This window comes from [Clostridium] citroniae WAL-17108, from assembly GCF_000233455.1.
Lineage (GTDB): Bacteria > Bacillota > Clostridia > Lachnospirales > Lachnospiraceae > Enterocloster > Enterocloster citroniae.
Map to the genome: position 1 here is coordinate 128035 of NZ_JH376427.1, position 18401 is coordinate 146435.

General features: G+C 53.4%; 14 protein-coding genes, 1 pseudogene and 1 riboswitch. Of the genes and pseudogenes, 6 read left to right on the top strand and 9 right to left on the bottom strand.

Annotated elements, in window-relative coordinates; genetic code table 11:
* Window positions 1-188 (bottom strand): hypothetical protein (locus HMPREF9469_RS32665; protein WP_207636601.1); only part of this gene is annotated, 188 nt, incomplete at its 3' end.
* Window positions 189-516: 328 nt separating this feature from the next.
* Window positions 517-631, top strand: a riboswitch (FMN riboswitch).
* A 299-nt stretch (window positions 632-930) separates the two neighbouring features.
* Here HMPREF9469_RS32665 and ribD point away from each other — a divergent pair.
* The 4 genes from ribD (at window position 931) to ribH (ending at window position 4514) form a co-directional block, all read left to right on the top strand.
* Complete coding sequence (ribD, locus tag HMPREF9469_RS22415; RefSeq protein WP_040417150.1) at window positions 931-2031, top strand: bifunctional diaminohydroxyphosphoribosylaminopyrimidine deaminase/5-amino-6-(5-phosphoribosylamino)uracil reductase RibD; 1101 nt, start codon at window positions 931-933, stop codon at window positions 2029-2031.
* On the top strand, window positions 2016-2744 hold the full coding sequence (locus tag HMPREF9469_RS22420; RefSeq protein ID WP_007867211.1) for a riboflavin synthase: 729 nt from the start codon (window positions 2016-2018) through the stop codon (window positions 2742-2744). Before ribD ends, HMPREF9469_RS22420 begins: the two co-directional genes overlap by 16 nt.
* A gap of 21 nt (window positions 2745-2765) precedes the next feature.
* Window positions 2766-3968 carry a bifunctional 3,4-dihydroxy-2-butanone-4-phosphate synthase/GTP cyclohydrolase II gene (locus tag HMPREF9469_RS22425; protein ID WP_007867214.1) on the top strand — a complete coding sequence of 401 codons (1203 nt, stop codon included), beginning with the start codon at window positions 2766-2768 and terminating at the stop codon, window positions 3966-3968.
* Between the two features lie 78 nt (window positions 3969-4046).
* A complete protein-coding gene (gene ribH, locus HMPREF9469_RS22430) occupies window positions 4047-4514 on the top strand; it encodes a 6,7-dimethyl-8-ribityllumazine synthase (protein ID WP_007867216.1) in 468 nt (155 codons plus the stop codon).
* Here the strand turns inward: ribH and HMPREF9469_RS22435 are convergent.
* Window positions 4486-5832, bottom strand: coding sequence for an MATE family efflux transporter (locus HMPREF9469_RS22435; RefSeq protein ID WP_007867237.1), 1347 nt, complete (start codon window positions 5830-5832; stop codon window positions 4486-4488). The two genes, ribH and HMPREF9469_RS22435, sit on opposite strands and share 29 nt — an antisense overlap.
* Window positions 5833-6215: 383 nt before the next feature.
* Here HMPREF9469_RS22435 and HMPREF9469_RS22440 point away from each other — a divergent pair, with 383 nt between their 5' ends.
* Complete coding sequence (locus HMPREF9469_RS22440) at window positions 6216-6938, top strand: phosphatase (protein ID WP_007867239.1); 723 nt, start codon at window positions 6216-6218, stop codon at window positions 6936-6938.
* On the opposite strand, the gene HMPREF9469_RS22445 is transcribed toward HMPREF9469_RS22440, so the two are convergent.
* From HMPREF9469_RS22445 to HMPREF9469_RS22455, 3 genes are read right to left on the bottom strand one after another with little or no spacing between them, the layout of a single operon-like run.
* The gene (locus HMPREF9469_RS22445; protein ID WP_085952484.1) at window positions 6933-7595 is read right to left on the bottom strand and encodes an RraA family protein; all 663 of its coding nucleotides are present in this window, start codon (window positions 7593-7595) and stop codon (window positions 6933-6935) included. The two genes, HMPREF9469_RS22440 and HMPREF9469_RS22445, sit on opposite strands and share 6 nt — an antisense overlap.
* 57 nt (window positions 7596-7652) lie before the next feature.
* On the bottom strand, window positions 7653-8993 hold the full coding sequence (locus HMPREF9469_RS22450) for a mandelate racemase/muconate lactonizing enzyme family protein (RefSeq protein WP_007867246.1): 1341 nt from the start codon (window positions 8991-8993) through the stop codon (window positions 7653-7655).
* Window position 8994: 1 nt separating this feature from the next.
* Complete coding sequence (locus HMPREF9469_RS22455; RefSeq protein ID WP_007867248.1) at window positions 8995-10071, bottom strand: NAD(P)-dependent oxidoreductase; 1077 nt, start codon at window positions 10069-10071, stop codon at window positions 8995-8997.
* A 295-nt stretch (window positions 10072-10366) separates the two neighbouring features.
* On the opposite strand from HMPREF9469_RS22455, the gene HMPREF9469_RS22460 reads away from it, so the two are divergent.
* The gene (locus HMPREF9469_RS22460; protein ID WP_007867250.1) at window positions 10367-11272 is read left to right on the top strand and encodes an AraC family transcriptional regulator; all 906 of its coding nucleotides are present in this window, start codon (window positions 10367-10369) and stop codon (window positions 11270-11272) included.
* A gap of 207 nt (window positions 11273-11479) precedes the next feature.
* On the opposite strand, the gene HMPREF9469_RS22465 is transcribed toward HMPREF9469_RS22460, so the two are convergent.
* The 4 genes and pseudogenes from HMPREF9469_RS22465 to nrdD form a co-directional block, all read right to left on the bottom strand.
* The gene (locus tag HMPREF9469_RS22465) at window positions 11480-12292 is read right to left on the bottom strand and encodes a hypothetical protein (RefSeq protein ID WP_007867252.1); all 813 of its coding nucleotides are present in this window, start codon (window positions 12290-12292) and stop codon (window positions 11480-11482) included.
* A 44-nt stretch (window positions 12293-12336) separates the two neighbouring features.
* Window positions 12337-15218 (bottom strand): annotated as a pseudogene (locus HMPREF9469_RS22470) (response regulator).
* A 163-nt stretch (window positions 15219-15381) separates the two neighbouring features.
* Window positions 15382-15900 (bottom strand): anaerobic ribonucleoside-triphosphate reductase activating protein, encoded by a 519-nt coding sequence (gene nrdG / locus HMPREF9469_RS22475; RefSeq protein WP_007867260.1) that lies wholly within the window; start codon window positions 15898-15900, stop codon window positions 15382-15384.
* A gap of 1 nt (window position 15901) precedes the next feature.
* Window positions 15902-18061 (bottom strand): anaerobic ribonucleoside-triphosphate reductase, encoded by a 2160-nt coding sequence (nrdD, locus tag HMPREF9469_RS22480; protein ID WP_007867263.1) that lies wholly within the window; start codon window positions 18059-18061, stop codon window positions 15902-15904.
* Window positions 18062-18401: the final 340 nt, after the last annotated feature.

Sequence of the window (18401 nt, forward strand, 5' to 3'; positions counted from 1 at the left end):
GGAGCGGGGCTGTTGTCAATAGAACCGTGGAATACCGAAGCAGGCGGCACGGCCGCCTGTGAGGATATGCCGCGAAAGTCTATTGACATAAGCCCACGGATTATCCTGTCCAGCAGAAAAGGGGCAACTGCACCCTTTTCCTGCCTTCCGGCGAGGATGGGTTCGGGCAAAGCCCGAAATCGGGTCAAGGGACGAGTCCCTTGTGGGGGTTGGGGCAAGGCCCCAAGATCTTAAAACCATTAATATCTGCAATTTTCAAGGTTCGGTTGAGCCTATTTTTTAGACTCCGTTTTTTCATAGATTACTTGACACTACCTTTTTTTGCAGGGAACCTTTCTCCTGTACTGATACGGACTCCTTCCCTGGTTCTATTATACCACTGAACCCAAAATATGTATCACAATTGATCATGGGATACGGAGTGAAAAATCTTTATAAAAAATCTTTATAGAAATCTCCCAAGAAAAATATCTTGACAGATCCGGTTTACCTGTCTATAATTACATTCAATTGAATCAATATCTTCAGGGCAGGGTGCAATTCCCTACCGGTGGTACAGCCCACGAGCCGCGAGGCATGATTCGGTGAAACTCCGAAGCCGACAGTAAAGTCTGGATGAAAGAAGATAGGATGGTTGGATCTGTTTTATTCAATGGATCCATACCTGTTAGAATGTTTAACTGCCCTGGAATGATTTTATCATTTCAGGGCTTTTTGGATTGCGGATCCGTCCGGGCGGCATCATGTCCGTTCTTTAATGTCATATATGAACGGAACCCGCCATCTGCCAGCTATTTGATTTCCAAACATTCCCAGTTCCTGTTCTACACGCCCTGAACCTTTGTTCAAGGCGTTTTTTGTTTTCCATAAAACAGATCCCCCATACAACCCAACCACAGATTTGGAGGTGTTTTAATGACAGATGTAAAAATGACAGATGAAGAATACATGGGCCTTGCCCTGAAGCTGGCCCAAAAAGGGGAAGGCCGGGTGAATCCCAATCCACTGGTGGGAGCGGTTATTGTCAAGGACGGGATGATCATAGGCCGGGGATACCACCGTGAGTACGGCGGTCCCCACGCGGAACGGGAGGCCCTGGCTTCCCTGACCCGGACGGCCCGGGGCGCCACCCTCTACGTCACGCTGGAACCATGCTGCCACTGCGGAAAGACTCCCCCCTGTACGGATGCCATTATGGAAAGCGGCATAAGCCGCGTTGTCATAGGGACCGCGGATCCCAATCCCCTGGTGGCGGGAAAAGGGATCTCCCTCCTTAACAGCCACGGGATCCAGGTGGTTCAGGGCGTGCTTGAAGCAGAGTGCATTTCCCAGAATCAGGTTTTCTTTCATTTCATCCGCACAAAACAGCCTTACGTTGTGATGAAGTACGCCATGACCATGGATGGAAAGACAGCCACCTGTACGGGACGGTCCAGGTGGATCACCGGAGATGAGGCAAGGATGCGGGTCCACAGGGACAGGAACCGCTACAGCGCCATTATGGCAGGTGTGGGAACCATCCTTAAGGACGATCCCCTTCTCACCTGCCGTCTGCCGGACGGCAGGAACCCTGTGCGGATCATCTGCGACACACGCCTTCGCACACCTGCCACTTCCAGGATCGTATCCACCGCCAGGTCGGTCAGGACCATTCTGGCCACCTGCCGTACAGAGGAGGATATAATCCGTCCCTATGAGGAAGCGGGCTGCGAGATCCTCACCCTGCCTCAGGCGGATGGGCATGTGGACCTGGCCGCCCTGATGAAGCGGTTGGGGGAAATGAACATTGACAGCATCCTGCTGGAAGGAGGGGCCGCACTTAACTGGTCCGCACTGGATCAGGGTCTGGTACATAAAGTCCAGGCCTATGTGGCGCCCAAGCTGTTCGGAGGAAAGGACGCTCCATCCCCTGTGGACGGAAAAGGCGTGGGAGCTCCCGGACAGGCTTTCTTCTTAAAACAGCCCCGTATCACGGTGCTGGGAGATGATATTTTACTGGAAAGCGAGGTATCCGCATGTTTACAGGCATAATTGAAGAAACCGGCGCCCTGAGATCCATGATCAAAACCCCCGCCTCCTGCGTTCTTCAAATCGGCGCAGCTCTCATCCCTTCCGGCAGCCGGCAGGGGGACAGCATTGCGGTAAACGGCGTATGCCTTACGGTCACATCCCTGTCACAGGACAGCTTCAAGGCCGATGTCATGCATGAGACAATGGCGCGGTCATGCCTGGGGGATCTGAAAACAGGAAGTCTGGTGAACCTGGAGAGGGCCATGGCTGCGGACGGACGGTTTGGAGGCCATATTGTGTCGGGACACATTGACGGCACCGGAACCATTTCCATGATCCGGCAGGACGGGAACGCGGTTTGGTATACCGTGGAGGCGCCGCCGGGCATTCTGCTCTATATCGTGGAAAAGGGCTCCATTGCCATGGACGGCATCAGCCTGACCGTTGCCCGGGTCACGGACCATGATTTCAGCGTATCCGTGATCCCCCATACCATCCGCCACACCACCCTTGGTGCAAAACGGGCCGGCGACAGGGTAAACCTGGAGAATGACTGTGTGGGAAAATACATTGGGAAACTTCTTGGCGCCTCATCTTTTTCCCAGGCCAAGGTTTCCCGGGCCGGCTTCACCGGACCCGGCGGCCCCCAGCCCAACATCTCCCGGGCCGGCATTTCCCAAAGTCATTGCGCCGGAACGATCACCAGAGATTTCTTAACAAAATATGGATTTTAATTCTTAAAGGAGGTAAAGTATATGTTTCAGTTCAACACAGTGGAAGATGCCCTTAAAGACCTGCAAAAGGGCAGGATCATCCTGGTAACCGACCATGAGGACAGGGAAAATGAGGGGGATTTTATCTGCGCCGCCCAGTACGCCACAACGGAAAATGTCAACTTTATGGCAGTACACGGCAAGGGGCTGATCTGCATGCCCATGAGTATGGAGCTCTGCCGTAAACTGGAATTTCCCCAAATGGTGGCGGACAATGGCGACAACCACGAAACCGCCTTTACAGTATCCGTGGACCATGTAAGCACCACCACCGGCATTTCCGCGGCCGAACGGGGGGCCACCGCCCGCTTCTGCACGGATGACCATGCACGGCCCGGGGACTTTCGCAGGCCCGGCCATATGTTCCCCCTGATGGCAAGAAGAAACGGGGTCCTGGAGCGGGAAGGCCACACGGAAGCCACCGTGGACCTGATGCGTCTGGCAGGTTTAAAGGAGTGCGGCCTGTGCTGTGAGATCATGAAAGAGGACGGGACCATGATGCGGACTCCGGAGCTTATGGACCTGGCCCGCAAGTGGGGGCTTTCCTTTATCACCATCCAAGCCATCAAGGATTACCGCAAGCAGCACGAATGCCTGGTGGAATGCATGGCGGTGACCAGTATGCCCACCCGGTACGGAGATTTTAAAGCATATGGCTATGTGAACCGGTTAAACGGAGAACACCATGTGGCTCTGGTAAAGGGGGAGATCGGGGACGGGCGCGGCCTGCTCTGCAGGGTCCATTCCGAATGCCTGACCGGCGATGCATTTGGCTCCATGCGGTGCGACTGCGGCCAGCAGTTTGCCGCTGCCATGGAGCGGATCGAAAAAGAGGGGCGGGGCATCCTGCTGTACATGCGCCAGGAGGGGCGGGGCATCGGCCTGATCAATAAACTGAGGGCCTACCAGCTCCAGGACCAAGGCATGGATACCCTGGATGCCAATCTGGCCCTTGGATTTGACGGTGACATGAGGGAGTATTATATCGGAGCGCAGATTTTAAGGGATCTCGGGGTAAAGACCCTGCGGCTGCTCACCAATAATCCGGATAAGGTCTACCAGCTGTCCGGTTTCGGCATGGAGATCACGGAACGGGTCCCCATCCAGATCGAGGCAACGGACCATGACATCTTTTACCTGAAAACAAAGCAGAAACGCATGGGACATATCCTGAACTACAGGTAAGGAAACATACACTTTTGAACATAAAAGTGTACTCTCGGAGACTCCGAGGGTACACAAAACCAAAAAGGAGAAATGATCATGACAATATATGAAGGAAAACTTGTATCAGAGCAGATAAGGGTGGGGATCGTAGCGGCCCGCTTTAATGAATTTATCACCTCTAAACTTTTGGGAGGAGCGCTGGACGGCCTGAAACGACTCAATGTGCGGGAGGAGGAGATCGATGTGGCCTGGGTTCCGGGCGCTTTTGAGATCCCGCTGGCGGCTGCCAAGATGGCTGCCAGCAGAAAATACGATGCCGTCATCTGCCTGGGCGCCGTCATCCGCGGAAGCACCAGCCATTATGACTATGTCTGCAGCGAGGTGTCCAAGGGCATTGCCCAGGCCTCCCTTTCAAACGGCCTGCCTGTGATGTTCGGGGTGCTGACCACGGATACCATCGAACAGGCCATTGAACGGGCCGGAACCAAAGCGGGCAACAAAGGATACGAATGCGCCCTGGGCGCCATTGAGATGGTCAATCTGTTTCGTGAGATGAAGGTGTGACACGGGAAAATGAACGGCCAAAGCCCAGAATCCCCCGGGCGGATACCCCGCAGGCAGCCATCTCAGCCAGCACAAAGGCCATCCACACACCATCCATTCCAAATACCATGGGAAGGAGGACTGCCAGGGGAATGATCGCCGCACATCCCCTGATCACAGAGACGCCAAACGCCTTTCCCGTCTCCATCACCGCACTTAAAAAGGCGGCGCTCACAATGTTCAGCCCCGCAAAGAGGAATCCCGCAAAATACAGCCGGATCCCTCTTTCCGCAATCATTGCCAGATCCCGGCTGCCCTCGCTGTTGAAAACCGCGATCACGGTCCCTGAGCACAGATTGGCGCTGATATAGATGCCCACGGCCAGGGACAGGGACAAGACCATGGCGGATCGAAGGATCATGTTCAGCATTTTACCGTCCCCTGCCCCGTATCCGCGGCTTACAAGGGGCTGGATTCCCTGGGCGATCCCTGTGAACACGGCGGTCACCACCAGGGCCAGGTTCGCAACGATCCCATAGGCAGCCACCCCTGTATTGCCTGCCAGCCTCAGGATCACCAGATTGAATACAATGAGCACGACCCCTGATGACATTTCCGTGACAAAGGAGGAAACGCCCGGTGACAGTATGGAAAGCGCCTCCTTCCATCTCCACTTGGATGAGCGCAGATGCAGGCTGCTCTTTTTGCTGGACAGATGCAGCGCAAGCACCCCCATGCTTATGACCGGCGCCAGCCCTGTGGCAAACGCGGCCCCAAACATCCCCATGGAAAAGGGGAACATGAATACATAATCCAGAATAATATTGGCCATGCTTCCCGTCAGCATGGCGGCCATGGATATCCTTGGGTTTCCGTCATTGCGCACAAACGCCAGCAGAATGTTGTTCATGATAAAACAGGGTGCAAAACAGAGTATGACCCTGAGATAGACGGCCGTGTCCCCCAATATATCCCCGTTGGCTCCCAGTATCCCTGCGATCAGAGGCGCTGCCAAAACACCTGCCGCAAAAAATACGGCTCCTGCCATAAGTCCCAGCAGAACCGTCCGTGTAAATCCCCTCCTCCCCTCCTCCTGATTTCCCTGGATATGGAAAATAGAAAAGCGTGTCGCTCCCCCGATCCCCAGCATCAGACCCGTGGCGCTGATCAGGCTGTACACGGAGATCGCCAGGTTCAGGGCAGCCAGCCCATTGGTGCCCATGGCCTTTGACACAAAAAACGTATCCGCCAGTATGTAACAGGAAAGACCTATCATGCCAAGGACATTCAGGCCGGTGTATTTTATAAATTCCCTTCCTATATGGTTATTTTCACTCATGTTCTCTCCTCCGTTCAATATAAGATAGGACAAAAAAATGCCCGGACCCATTCCTTCCAGAGTGTATTTGAACATTCCTTTCCGGCAGACGCGATCCAAAACAGGGGCACGGATGGAGGAAAGGAATGTTCAAACACACGCCAAGACCTAACGGAATGTGTTCAGGCACAGAAGCGGGCCATGGACACCATAACCCTGCTTCAGGCCGCCTACCCGGTGGCAGACAGCTGCGTTTTATGAAAGTCTACCACAAATCTGTGATTTTATCAAGGATTTGTGGTAGACTATATACCATTGATCTACACTACCCCCAGCGGACAAGCGGACACACGCCCCTTGTCCGCTTAAGGGTAAATCTGCGTTTAAGAAATGAGGAATGGAACATGACACCAATTGAGCTTGACGTCCACACCCACACCATTGCCAGCGGACACGCTTACGCCACCATAACCGAGATGGCATCCGCCGCCTCCCGGCAAGGACTGAAGCTGTTAGGCATCACTGAGCACACCAAAGGTATTGCCGGATCCTGTAAGGACATCTACTTTCTGAACCTGAAGGTGGTCCCGCGTCAGATGTTCGGCATCCAGCTGATGCTGGGAGCTGAGATCAATATCATTGATCATAAGGGCACCCTGGATCTGGGGGAGCGCTACATGAAGCACCTGGACCTGAGGATCGCCGGAATACACAAGATGTGTTATAAACCAGGCTCCCCCAGGGAAAACACAGACGCCATCCTGGGAGCCATCGCCAATCCCTATGTGGATATCATCAGCCACCCGGATGACGGAAGCTGTCCCCTGATCTATGAGGAGGTGGTGGCAGCAGCCAAGAGGCATCACACCCTGCTGGAGATCAACAACAACTCCCTGCGCACCCCCACCCGCAAACACGCCCGGGAAAATACCCTCGTGATGCTGGACCTGTGCCGCAAGCAGCAGGTTCCTGTCATAGCAAGCAGCGATGCCCATTTTACCTCGGACATCGCCAACCTAGATCACGTCCAGCCTCTTTTGGAGGAAGCGGATTTCCCGGAACGCCTGGTGATCAATCACAGCCTGGAGCAGTTCCGGGAGTTTATTGCCCACAACAGGACTTTATAAGATGCCGAATTTATGGAAGGCCTCTGTGGCGGACATACCGTTTTCAATGGCCTTCCTCACCTGCTTTTCACCGGCCGCCTTTTTTAAAGCATCCTCAATACACCGGATGGCCGCTTCCTTGGGGATGATAAGAACGCCGTCCATGTCACCGAATACCAGGTCGCCGTCATGTATGATCACGCCTCCGATTTCAATGGTGCACCTGAAATCAATAACATTGGTGCGTATGCTGGAATCCTGGGCCCAGCGCCCGGTTGCAAATACCGGGAAGTCCTGCTCCAGAACCTGGGGCGTATCCCTGGTATATCCGTCAAGAACCGCGCCCACGGCTCCGCGCATCCGGGCAGTGGCTGTCAGTATCTCTCCCCACATGGCGCTGTTGTGCGCGCCTGTGGCAATGTAAACCTCATTCTTCTCCAGCTGGTCCAATGCCTCTGTCAACAGTCCAAAGGGCTTTTTCTGAGCCTGGTATACATTGCACTCCAGAATGGTACATGCCTTGCCCGCCACCTTCATGCCATCCCTCAGGGGCTGGATGGCAGCCGGCAGGAACTGGTGGGAATAACCCATAACATCCAGGATATCCCCCACCACAGGCGTGTACAGTTTCTCTTTCATTAAAGCAAACATTTCGTCTTCATTTTTCCACATTGGTATGATCCTCCTCATTAATTTTATGTACTCTCGGAGTCTCCGAGAGTACACCTTTTATGGTCAGCTCCAAATCCTGTCATGAGACCATTCATGGTCCCATTCGTCCGTGCTCTTCCACAATCCCGGCCGTTGGGGATTGATGTGGCTTACAAGTACCTCATCATCCAGTTCCTCGATCCCAAGCCCCGGCCTGTCCTTAAGTTTCAGCCATCCCCTGTCCACAATAGGCTGTGTACTTCCCTTCACCATGCTGTCCCACCAGTCCACATCATGGGCGTGATATTCCATGGCCAGGAGGTTATCCCCCGCCGCCGCGCATACATGGGCGGCAGCCATGCATCCCACCGGCGTCTCCGCCATATGTACCGCGGCCGCAATTCCCTTTTCCTCCGCCATTGTGATAATGTGCAGAGTCTCCCCGATCCCTCCCGCTGTGAGCACGTCCGGATGTATTACAGATACGGCGCGGTTGTCGATCAGAGGGCGGAAGGCCTCGCGGCCGAATATATCCTCACCCGTACACATGGGTATGCAGGTGTGGTCGCTGAGCGCTTTCCACTGTTCTGTGTAAAACCAGGGCACACAGTCCTCCATCCAGAAAATATTAAACTTTTCCAGCCGCCTGGCCAGCTTAAGACAGGTCTGATAATTCACATGTCCAATGTGGTCAATGGCCAGCGGTATCTCGTACCCCACCATGTCCCTGGCCTGTTTTACATAATCCTCCAGATAGTCCAGGCCCGTCTCCGTGATGGAAAGGCCGGTAAACGGATGAGGGACGCTCATAAAATCAGCAAATCTTTTATCCGTTATTCCAAAGGACAATTCCTCCTGGTCAAACCGGCGCATCCGTTCCACATATCCCAGAGGGGCGTTGAGGGCGCCTTCCACATTGACCAGGAGGTCCACGCCCAAGTCCATTTTCAGCATGGTATATCCGCTGTCCATCCTGGATCGCAGGGCACGCCCCATATCCGATCCTGTGTGCTTTCCGCCAACGTCCGTATCACAGTAGATCCTTATGCTGTCACGGCATTTTCCTCCCAGCATCTGGTAAACGGGAATCCCATATGCCTTACCTGCCAGGTCCCACAGAGCAGCCTCTATCCCACTGACGCCTCCGCCCTGCCTGGCATGTCCCCCAAACTGCCGGATCTTTCGGAATATACGGTTGATGCCGCACGGATTCTCTCCCAGGATCAGGCGCTTCAGTTCCAGGGCGTAGAACCGGTTGGAGAAATCCCGGATCTCCCCGTATCCGCTGATCCCCTGATTCGTATCGATCCTGAGAATGGTGCAGTCCATGGGCGCTCCCACAATATCGGTAAACCTCATGTCAGTGATCTTCAGCTGAGAGGGGCAGGAGGCTGTCTTTATGTTCATCTCATTTATTTTTTCCATATTATTCCTCCCCAGTCTCCCTGCCCTTATCAACGTATTCCAATACCTGGGGATTCACCACATTGGCGGGCCTGTTTCCCAGGAGCAGCTCCCTGGCTCCGTCCAGGCACTCCCTTGCCATATTCATCCTGGCATCCCACGTCTCACTGGCCACATGGGGTGTCAGGATCACCTGATCCAGACCCGCAAGCTCCCCTGTGGTATACGGTTCCTTTTCAAACACATCCAGGGCCGCTCCCTTTAACCGTCCTGACCTCAGGGCATCTGCCAAAGCCGCGGTATCCACCAGGCCGCCTCTGGATGCATTGACAAAATAGGCGCCCTGCTTCATTCGGGCAAACGCCTCCCTGCCAAACATATGGCGATTCTCTCCCGTGTAGGGCACATGCAGGGTAACGCAGTCACTTTTCTCCAGCACCTCCGCCAGGGAACCGTACTCAAACCCATTCTCCCTCTCCATTTCCTCCGCCAGGCGAAGGGGATCATGGTAAAGCACCTTCATTCCCAGGGTGGCGGCCTTTTTCCCCACACACTGCCCGATCCGGCCCATTCCCACGATCCCCAGCACATGGCCCGATACGGAGGTCTGGGTCGTCCCAAAGGCCGATGTATTCCAAATCCCCGCCCTGACCTGGGCCGTATACCGGTACAGGTTGTGGAAAATCCCCATAACCAGGGCAATGGTATGCTCCGCAGTGGGCTCAGTCACCTGGGTGGGACTGTTTACCACGGGAATCCTCTTCTCAGCGGCATATTCCACATCCACATGGTCATATCCCACCCCCAGGCTGGCTATGATCTTCAGGCCGCGGCCCTGCCCAATGCCGCTCCCCTGTTCAGGACTGCTCCCCTGCCCAACGCCCCTTCCATGCTCAGGACTGCTTCCCCGGTCAATCATATCCCTTGTAACAGGAGTACCTGCAATGGAAAACAATATGTCAGCCCGGGGCATCAGTTCCAGCAATTCCTCCCGGGCAAAGCTTCCCCCCTCCTTTTCCGGACAGATGAACTGAAATACATCCCCATACTCCGCTTCACACTCTCCGGGTATCCATCTGGTACATAATACATTTGTCATCTCTCTTTGCCCCTCCTGCGGCCTTCCTTTGGCTCATATGGCTTATATGGAAAAAATAACACAGATATCCCCTCATGAACATGGATTTTATTGCAATACATGTAAAAAATCGTACTAAAATTTATCATTTTCCGTTTCTATCTCATGACAAAGGAGATATAATGGCATTATCATTGGATCCATACTCTCCGCGTCCCCCGGTATTCAGATTTCCGGCTGATTTTCCGCCGGCCGCACACAAACCTGAGCACCAGGGGGCTCCGAGAGTACACCACAATCATCAGGGGGGAAGCAAATGTTAGATCTGCAGACATTCATTGATTCAAAAAACCTGTTTCTGATCCCCTATCTTGGCAACAGCAGCCGGCGCAGGAATTTCTCCGGATGGTATCGCGGCAAGACAGGCAAGGAGGACCGCCATGAGTTCTATCTGATCACCAGGGGACAGGGCGTTTTCACTGTGGGGGAGGAAATCTGCCAGGTATGCGAGGGGGATCTGGTCTACATTCCCTCCATCAAAGGAATCCCATATAATCTGAACCCGGGCAAGAACCTGGTGGACTATTACTCCATCAACATATCCTGCGCCGTTGCCGCACATAAAAACGAGGTCTGGCTGTACGATGAAAGCGCCCGCTATCACTATCAGTCCGTACCTTATCCTGAAAATGAGGAGTGGTCCTTTAAGCGCAGCCAGGAGCCCTTTGACCTTCCGGCCGCATGCTCCATGGACAACTATGCCAAACTGCGGGAGCTGATGTCCCGAATCCATAAGATGCGGACAGATTCAGATCCCATCAATTACTGGGAGGAAAAGAACATACTCCAGCAGTTCCTGTGCGGTGTGGCCCTCCAGAACCAGTCCCCGGACCGGGAGGACATGAACACCCGCAGGCTCCGCCGGATCACCGCATACATCAGGCAGCACTACATGGAGGACATCACCCTAAAGACGCTGTGCAGCACCGTATCCCTGAGCCCCAGCTATGTCATAAAGCTGTTTAACCGGCACTTATCCCTATCCCCCATGGCCTATGTCAGCCGTATACGGGTGGAAGCCGCCAAGGAAATGCTGTTGGAAAGCCCTTTATCCATTGCGGAAATCGCTGCCAGGACCGGCTTTCAGGACGGTTTTTATTTCTCCAAGAAATTTAAACAGCTGACCGGAATGACACCGCGGCAGTACAGGAACACGCTGTGAGGCGGAACTCCGGGCAGACCGGGAATCCAGGATATATACAAACTAAGATATATGTACAAACTAAGATATATATACAAACGGGTATGGATCCCCGCTTATCCATACCCGTTTAACATGTAATATTATCTGCATTCCATACCCTCAGTGGACAAGGGCGCACACGCCCCCCTTGTCCACGGAAGGTATCCGTTTATCAACAGCATTGGATCAGCGTACCCGAAAGGACCGGGTCATAACCGGCTCCGACTTCACGGTGACCACGATCTTTTTCTCCCGTCCCTGCTCTTCCACGGAGGCCTGGGCATCCCCCCGCTTCAGGTACCAGATATCCACCTGGCTGCCTGTCTGAAGGATAAACACCTGTCCTTTTTCCAGTTCACAGGAAAGGCAGGCTGATCTCATCTGCCTCTTTTTCCCGAAAGCCCCGGGGGCGCCCAGTCCCCACCATTCCCATCTGCGTCCACGGTTTCCGAACCGGTAAACATCCTTCCCATAATGATAGAGGGAGGGCTGTTCCTCCTTAAGCCGCCGCGGCACCGCATCTGCGCCCGGTGCTTTGGGGCTGTAAAAATCCGCCGGGCAGTCCGCCAGCCAGTTGACCACCGGAAGGAACAGCTCCCGGCGCACCCGGTTGTAGGGAAGAGCCGTCCGATGGATCTCATAGCGGGTTCCCCAGTAAATGGAAATACATCCCCTCAGCAGGTCTTCCGTACTGCAAAAGCAGAATATGTCCTTTCTTTTTATCACGGTCTTAGTGACAGCCCCATCCTCTCCGCGCTCCAGGACCATTATTTCATCTCCAAAATATGAGAGCATATATTCCCGTATGTCCGGCTGATAACGCGCGGCCGGGACCAGGATCACACATCCTAAGTCCACGCCGGCCCTAAGCCACATATTCAGGTATTTCCTGTAATCGGGACCGATATCCTTCTTATCCCACATCCGCCTTGGAAAGTCAGCGGCCGTGGGAGCCGTATCAACGGATTCCCTTCCCAAACTGCCCTGCCGTCTCTTCATGGTATGCTTCCTGCCTTCCGGTATGCTTCCTGCCTTTTGCCGCGTCACACAAACTTCTTTAGTTCATCCAATACCAGGTCGATATCCAGGGGTTTTACCAGATACCCTGTCATCCCTGCCTTGTAAGCCGTCACCTTATCCTCCTCAAATGCATTGGCCGTCATGGCCAGTATGGGCACTTTCCCTCCATCCGGGCGCGCCAGTGCACGAATGGACCTGGTAGCTTCCAGTCCATCCATCACCGGCATCCGAATATCCATGAGCACGGCATCATAATACCCTGCCTCGTTCTTTTCAAACAGGTCCAGGGCCTCCTGCCCGTCATGGGCTGTTTCCACCTCCATGCCGTGCATCTCCAGCAGCGTTTTGGCAATCTCCCTGTTCAGTTCATTGTCCTCTGCCAGCAGGACCCTGCAATGGCGCAGATCCGTCTTCTCCACCTTTTCCGCCGCCGGAAGGGTCCGGTCAACGGCACCTGCAAACGCATCATAGATGGAACTCCTAAACAGAGGTTTGGAAATAAAATAATCCACGCCCGCGCCTCTGGCCTCCTGCTCAATCACAGTCCAGTCATACGCCGATATCATGATAATGGTGGTATCCGGCCCCACCAGGCCGCGGATCCGCCGTGCAGTCTCCACCCCGTCCATGTCCGGCATCTGCCAGTCGATCATGGCGATATGGTAATACTTCCCGTTCTTCAGGTAATGTTTCACTTCCTCCACCGCCCTGGATCCCGAGTCCACCCACACGCAAACAGCTCCCGCATCCCTGAGGATCTCCGTACACTGGCATCCCACCACGGGATCGTCATCCACCACCAGCACATCCAGACCTTTCATCAGCTCCTTCTGCTTTCTCTGCTGCTCCTTCTGCCGGTCATCCTCCACCAATTTGAGAGGGATGGTTGCCGTAAATGCCGTCCCCTTGTTCTTTTCACTCTCCACCTCTATGGTGCCTCCCATGAGCTGCACCAGATTGTACACAATGGAGAGGCCCAGGCCGCTTCCCACATTATTGCGGGCAACCTCCGGGGATTCCTGTTCAAAGGGCTGGAAGATACGGGTGCGGAACTCCTTTGACATTCCTATCCCCGTGTCCTTGACACAGAACTGGATATAGGAAAAACCATTGGTGCGCTTTTGTTCCTGAATGCAGATCTGTATGCTGCCGCCCTCCATGGTAAACTTAAGGGCATTGGACAGCAGGTTCATGAGCACCTGCTTCACCCTGAGGGCATCCCCGATATAGTACTGCTCCAACGGTTCCTGATGGTATATCTCATACCGGATCCGCTTTTCCCTGGCCTGGGGATAGATGATCTGATCGATCTCCCCGATCAGCTCCGTGAAATCAAAATACTCGCTGGTCAGATCCATTTTCCCGGTCTCGATTTTGGACATGTCCAGTATATCGTTGATCAATGAAAGTAAATATCTGGAAGATGCATCGATCTTCCTAAAACAATCATGAACGCTTTTTTGATCCTCCAGCTTCAGCTGTCCGATGGTGCTCATGCCGATAATGGCATTCATGGGCGTGCGGATATCATGGCTCATCCTGGAAAGGAAATCAGACTTAGCCCGGTTGGCGGCCTTGGCAGATGCCAGGGCATCCCGCAAAAGCTGCTCCTGGCGGGCCTGCTCTGAGCGCTGAGAATCCAGGACTTTCACCAGGTCAATGGCCAGCACATCTCCATTAAAAGGATTTTCCACATAGATCAGCTGTACGGATATCCAGTGGTATACCCCATCCATACCGATCTGCTGAAGCTCCATATACAGCTCACGTTCCCCTGAGGCAAACCGGGCCAGCACACTGTCCCGGTCAAACGCAGCTGCAAAATCCTCCCGATAGCTGGGATAGATCAGTGGGACCGAATGGCTGACCATGTCCGAATACCGGCCCTGGCGCTCCACCGGGTATGCATTCTGTTCTTCAATAAAGCAGTTATATGTATCCTTTGTCAGGTTTACGCTCACGATCAGGGGATAGGCTGTACAGATCGCACCCTCAGAGAGCGGTTCTCGATGAGCTGCTGGCGCTCCTGCTCCTGTTCCATGCGCTTTACATCAGTGATATCCGTGAACACGGCCTGAATCACCTCCAGCCCGTCCGCATTGACGATCCGGCCCATGACCACGCTGAGCCATACCGGCTGTCCGTTCCTGCGGGATCCCTGGCGGATGTAGGAAGCATTCTCCCCGTCCAGGGAAAGGCTGTCGATCAGCCCCACGATCCACGCCCGGTCCTCATCCCTTACCAGCTGCACCGGACTTTTCACCTCGGCGCGGTACTCCTCCTCGGACCCGTATCCATAGAATTCCCACACCATCCTGTTTATGTTGACCACCCTGTGGCAGGGATCCGTGGAAAACTGGATAATGCCGCAGGGCACGGAATTATAGAGCTGGCTCAGGAAATCCGCCTGCTGCTTATATTCCTGTTCCCTGCGCTTTAGCACTCCCTCCAGTCTCAGATATTCCTCCCTTCCGGCTTCCGCCGGAAACAGCTCTCCCTCCTGGATGTCCTGGAAGGGCACCGAGTTATGGATATGGACGACCTTCAGTTCCCCGTCCTGCTCCTGAAACACAAAGGTGACCCTCTGCTGCACCTTGACATACACGCCAGTGCCTTCCTTGGACTGGAGCCGGCTGGTTCCCTCGCACAGGTAACAGCCGCCGCCCAGGCATCGGACCTCATACACTTCATCATACATATCGCAGGGTGACAGGTCCTCCCGGCCGGCCAGGAAACAGGCGGCCACCGCCTCTTTTCCCTCCGCCTTCTGCAGTTCCCCTGCCCCAAGCCAGACAATATCATCTGCAAAGGTGGATATCAGGAAGTCCACATCACAATCACAAAAATATCGGTTCAGGATCTCACCGGCAAACTCCTGTATCTCTTCCTTTGACCTTTTTATCATAATAAAAGCCTCCTACGGCAAACATTACAGCTTAACTTGCAGCTGAGCTAAGTCACAACTAAATAATTATAACATTAACCCAAAGCAAACGCAACGCGCCGGGAGGCAGATATTCTTATATTCTTATCATTTTCTAACAGTTCAGACATCATTTTAAAGGCTGTTACATTTTAATCACAACATGTCCGCTGCACAGTGACCGCCTTACATCTATAATCCTCTGGTTAGAGGATCCCTTAAAGGCCAGGCTGATATCCTTTAACTCCTCCACAAACCTTCCGTCCACCAGCACATCGATCATGCCCAACATCTCATCCGTGACCTCACACCTGGCCCTGCTTTCCTGTAAAAGCTCCCGGTCCAGCAGATATCCCGTATAACACCAGATATCCTTTTGAGGATATTTCTCTTTTACCTGTCTTAAAAGCCCCGCCAGCACACGCTGGTTTTCCGGCTCAAAGGGTTCTCCGCCCAAAAGGGTAAGGCCGTTTATATATTCCGGGGAAAGGGCCGCCAGGATCTCCTGCTGCGTTTCCCCGGTAAAAGGACGGCCGAAGGCGAAATCCCAGGCCTCCTGGTTAAAGCAGTTTGTGCAGTGATGGGAACAGCCTGACACAAACAGGGATACCCTGACACCCTCTCCGTTGGCAATGTCATATTTTTTGATCGCACCGTAGTTCATATTATAAATGCAGCACCCTTTCCTTTATCTCCTGGGTCCTTCCCTGGTTCCAAAACTGGGTTCCGATATAACCGCAGGTCCTTCTGGCCACGTTCAGCTTATTCTCATCCCGGTTTCCGCACTTGGGGCATTCCCACACAAGTTTTCCGCTCTCGTCTGTGACGATCTTTATCTCGCCGTCAAACCCGCATTCCTGGCAATAATCGCTCTTTGTATTCAGCTCCGCGTACATAATGTTGTCATAGATATAACGGATCAGCTGGAGCACGGCGGGAATGTTGTGCTGCATGTTGGGGACCTCCACATAGCTGATGGCGCCGCCTGTGGAAAGCGCCTGGAACTGGGACTCGAATTTCAGCTTGGAAAACGCATCGATCTCCTCCGACACATTCACATGATAGCTGTTGGTAATATAGCTTCTGTCCGTGATCCCCTCAATGATCCCAAAACGCTTCTGAAGGCATTTCGCAAACTTGTAGGTAGTGCTTTCAATGGGGGAACCGTAGATGCTGAAACCAATATTGGTCTCCTCCTTCCAGCGGTTACACGCCTTATTCATATACTCCATCACTTCCAGGGCAAAGGGAGTTGCTCCGGGGTCTGTGTGTGACAGCCCTGTCATATACTTCACGCACTCATAAAGTCCCGCATATCCAAGGGAAATGGTGGAGTATCCGCCGTACAGCAGACGGTCAATGGTTTCTCCCTTTTTCAGCCTTGCCAGCGCGCCGTTCTGCCAGAGGATGGGCGCCGCGTCTGACAGGGTTCCTTTCAGGCGGTTGTGCCGGCACATAAGGCCCCGGTAACACAGATCCAGCCTTTCATCAAACAGCTTCCAGAAAGCGTCCATATCCCCGCCTGAGGACAGGGCCACATCCACCAGATTGATGGTCACCACTCCCTGGTTAAAACGGCCGTAAAACTGGTAGTTCCCATTCTCATCCTTCCACGGGCTCAGCGCACTGCGGCATCCCATCACCGGGAAGCAGTTGCCTTCCTTCAGCTCTTTCATCTTTTTCTCGGAAATATAATCGGGGACCAGACGTTTTGCCGTACATTTGGCAGCCATCTCAGTGAGGTAATAATACTCGGTCCCTTCCTCTATATTATCCTCCTCCAGCACATAGATCAGCTTGGGGAATGCGGGGGTGATCCATACGCCGGACTCATTCTTTACGCCCTGGTAACGCTGCTTTAGGGTTTCCTCAATGATCATGGCCAGGTCTTTCTTCTCCCGCTCATTCCCTGCCTCGTTCAGGTACATGAACACGGTCAGGAATGGGGCCTGCCCATTGGTGGTCATCAGTGTGATGACCTGGTACTGTATGGTCTGCACGCCCTTGATCACCTCTTTGCGCAGCCTGTTCTCCACCACCTCATGGATGGCTTCGTCAGAAGGCGCGCAGCCGAATGTCTTAACCTCTTCCAGTACCTCTGCATAAATCTTCTTTCTGGACACGTCCACAAAGGGAGCCAGATGAGCCAGGCTGATGCTCTGCCCGCCGTACTGGTTGCTGGCCACCTGGGCAATGATCTGGGTGGCAATATTGCAGGCAGTGGAAAAGCTGTGGGGCTTTTCAATCCTGGTCTCGCTGATCACGGTTCCGTTCTGCAGCATATCCTCCAGGTTTACCAGGTCACAGTTGTGCATGTGCTGGGCAAAGTAATCCGAATCATGGAAATGGATGATCCCCTCCTGGTCCGCCTCCACGATATCCTGGGGAAGAAGCATACGCTTGGTCAGGTCCTTACTCACCTCACCGGCCATATAATCCCTCTGCACGCTGTTGACCGTGGGGTTCTTATTGGAGTTTTCCTGTTTCACATCCTCATTATTACATTCGATCAAAGACAGGATACGGTTGTCCGTGGTATTGGCCTTACGGATAAGGGAGCGCTGATAGCGGTATCTCACATAATCCTTAGCCAGTTCAAACGCGCCGGTGGACATGATCTGGTTCTCCACCATGTCCTGGATCTCCTCCACAGACACTGCCCTGTTCAGTTTGTCGCATTTATATTCCACATAATCGGCAATATCCTTGATCTGCTCCAGGCTCAGCTTGTTCTTTCCGGCCGCCGTATTAGCTTTTGACACAGCTACCACGATCTTGTTTATGTCAAAATCTTCTTCCGCGCCATTCCTCTTAATAATCTTCATCTTTACTACACTCCTTTATCCACATGCTTACATACCCCCCGCTTTCCCTTCAGCGGAAGTATATGGGTATCCTATCATAAAATACTGGAAAATTCTGTTGCTTGTGCAACAGTATATGATTTTAACACTAAATGTTGTGTTTTTCAAGCGGAAGATATACGATAGGATGTATTTCAGAAAAATGCCAGAAACTGTGGGACTTCCGGGAATTGGCACTGACAAAATGCCGGGAGAGGGGTCTTTTAAGACAAATGTTTTAGAACCCCTGATCTTCAGACAGACGTGCGGCGGCTCGGCTTTAGATGTACAGAAAAAGCGGGGCAAAAGGATCCGGTCCCCG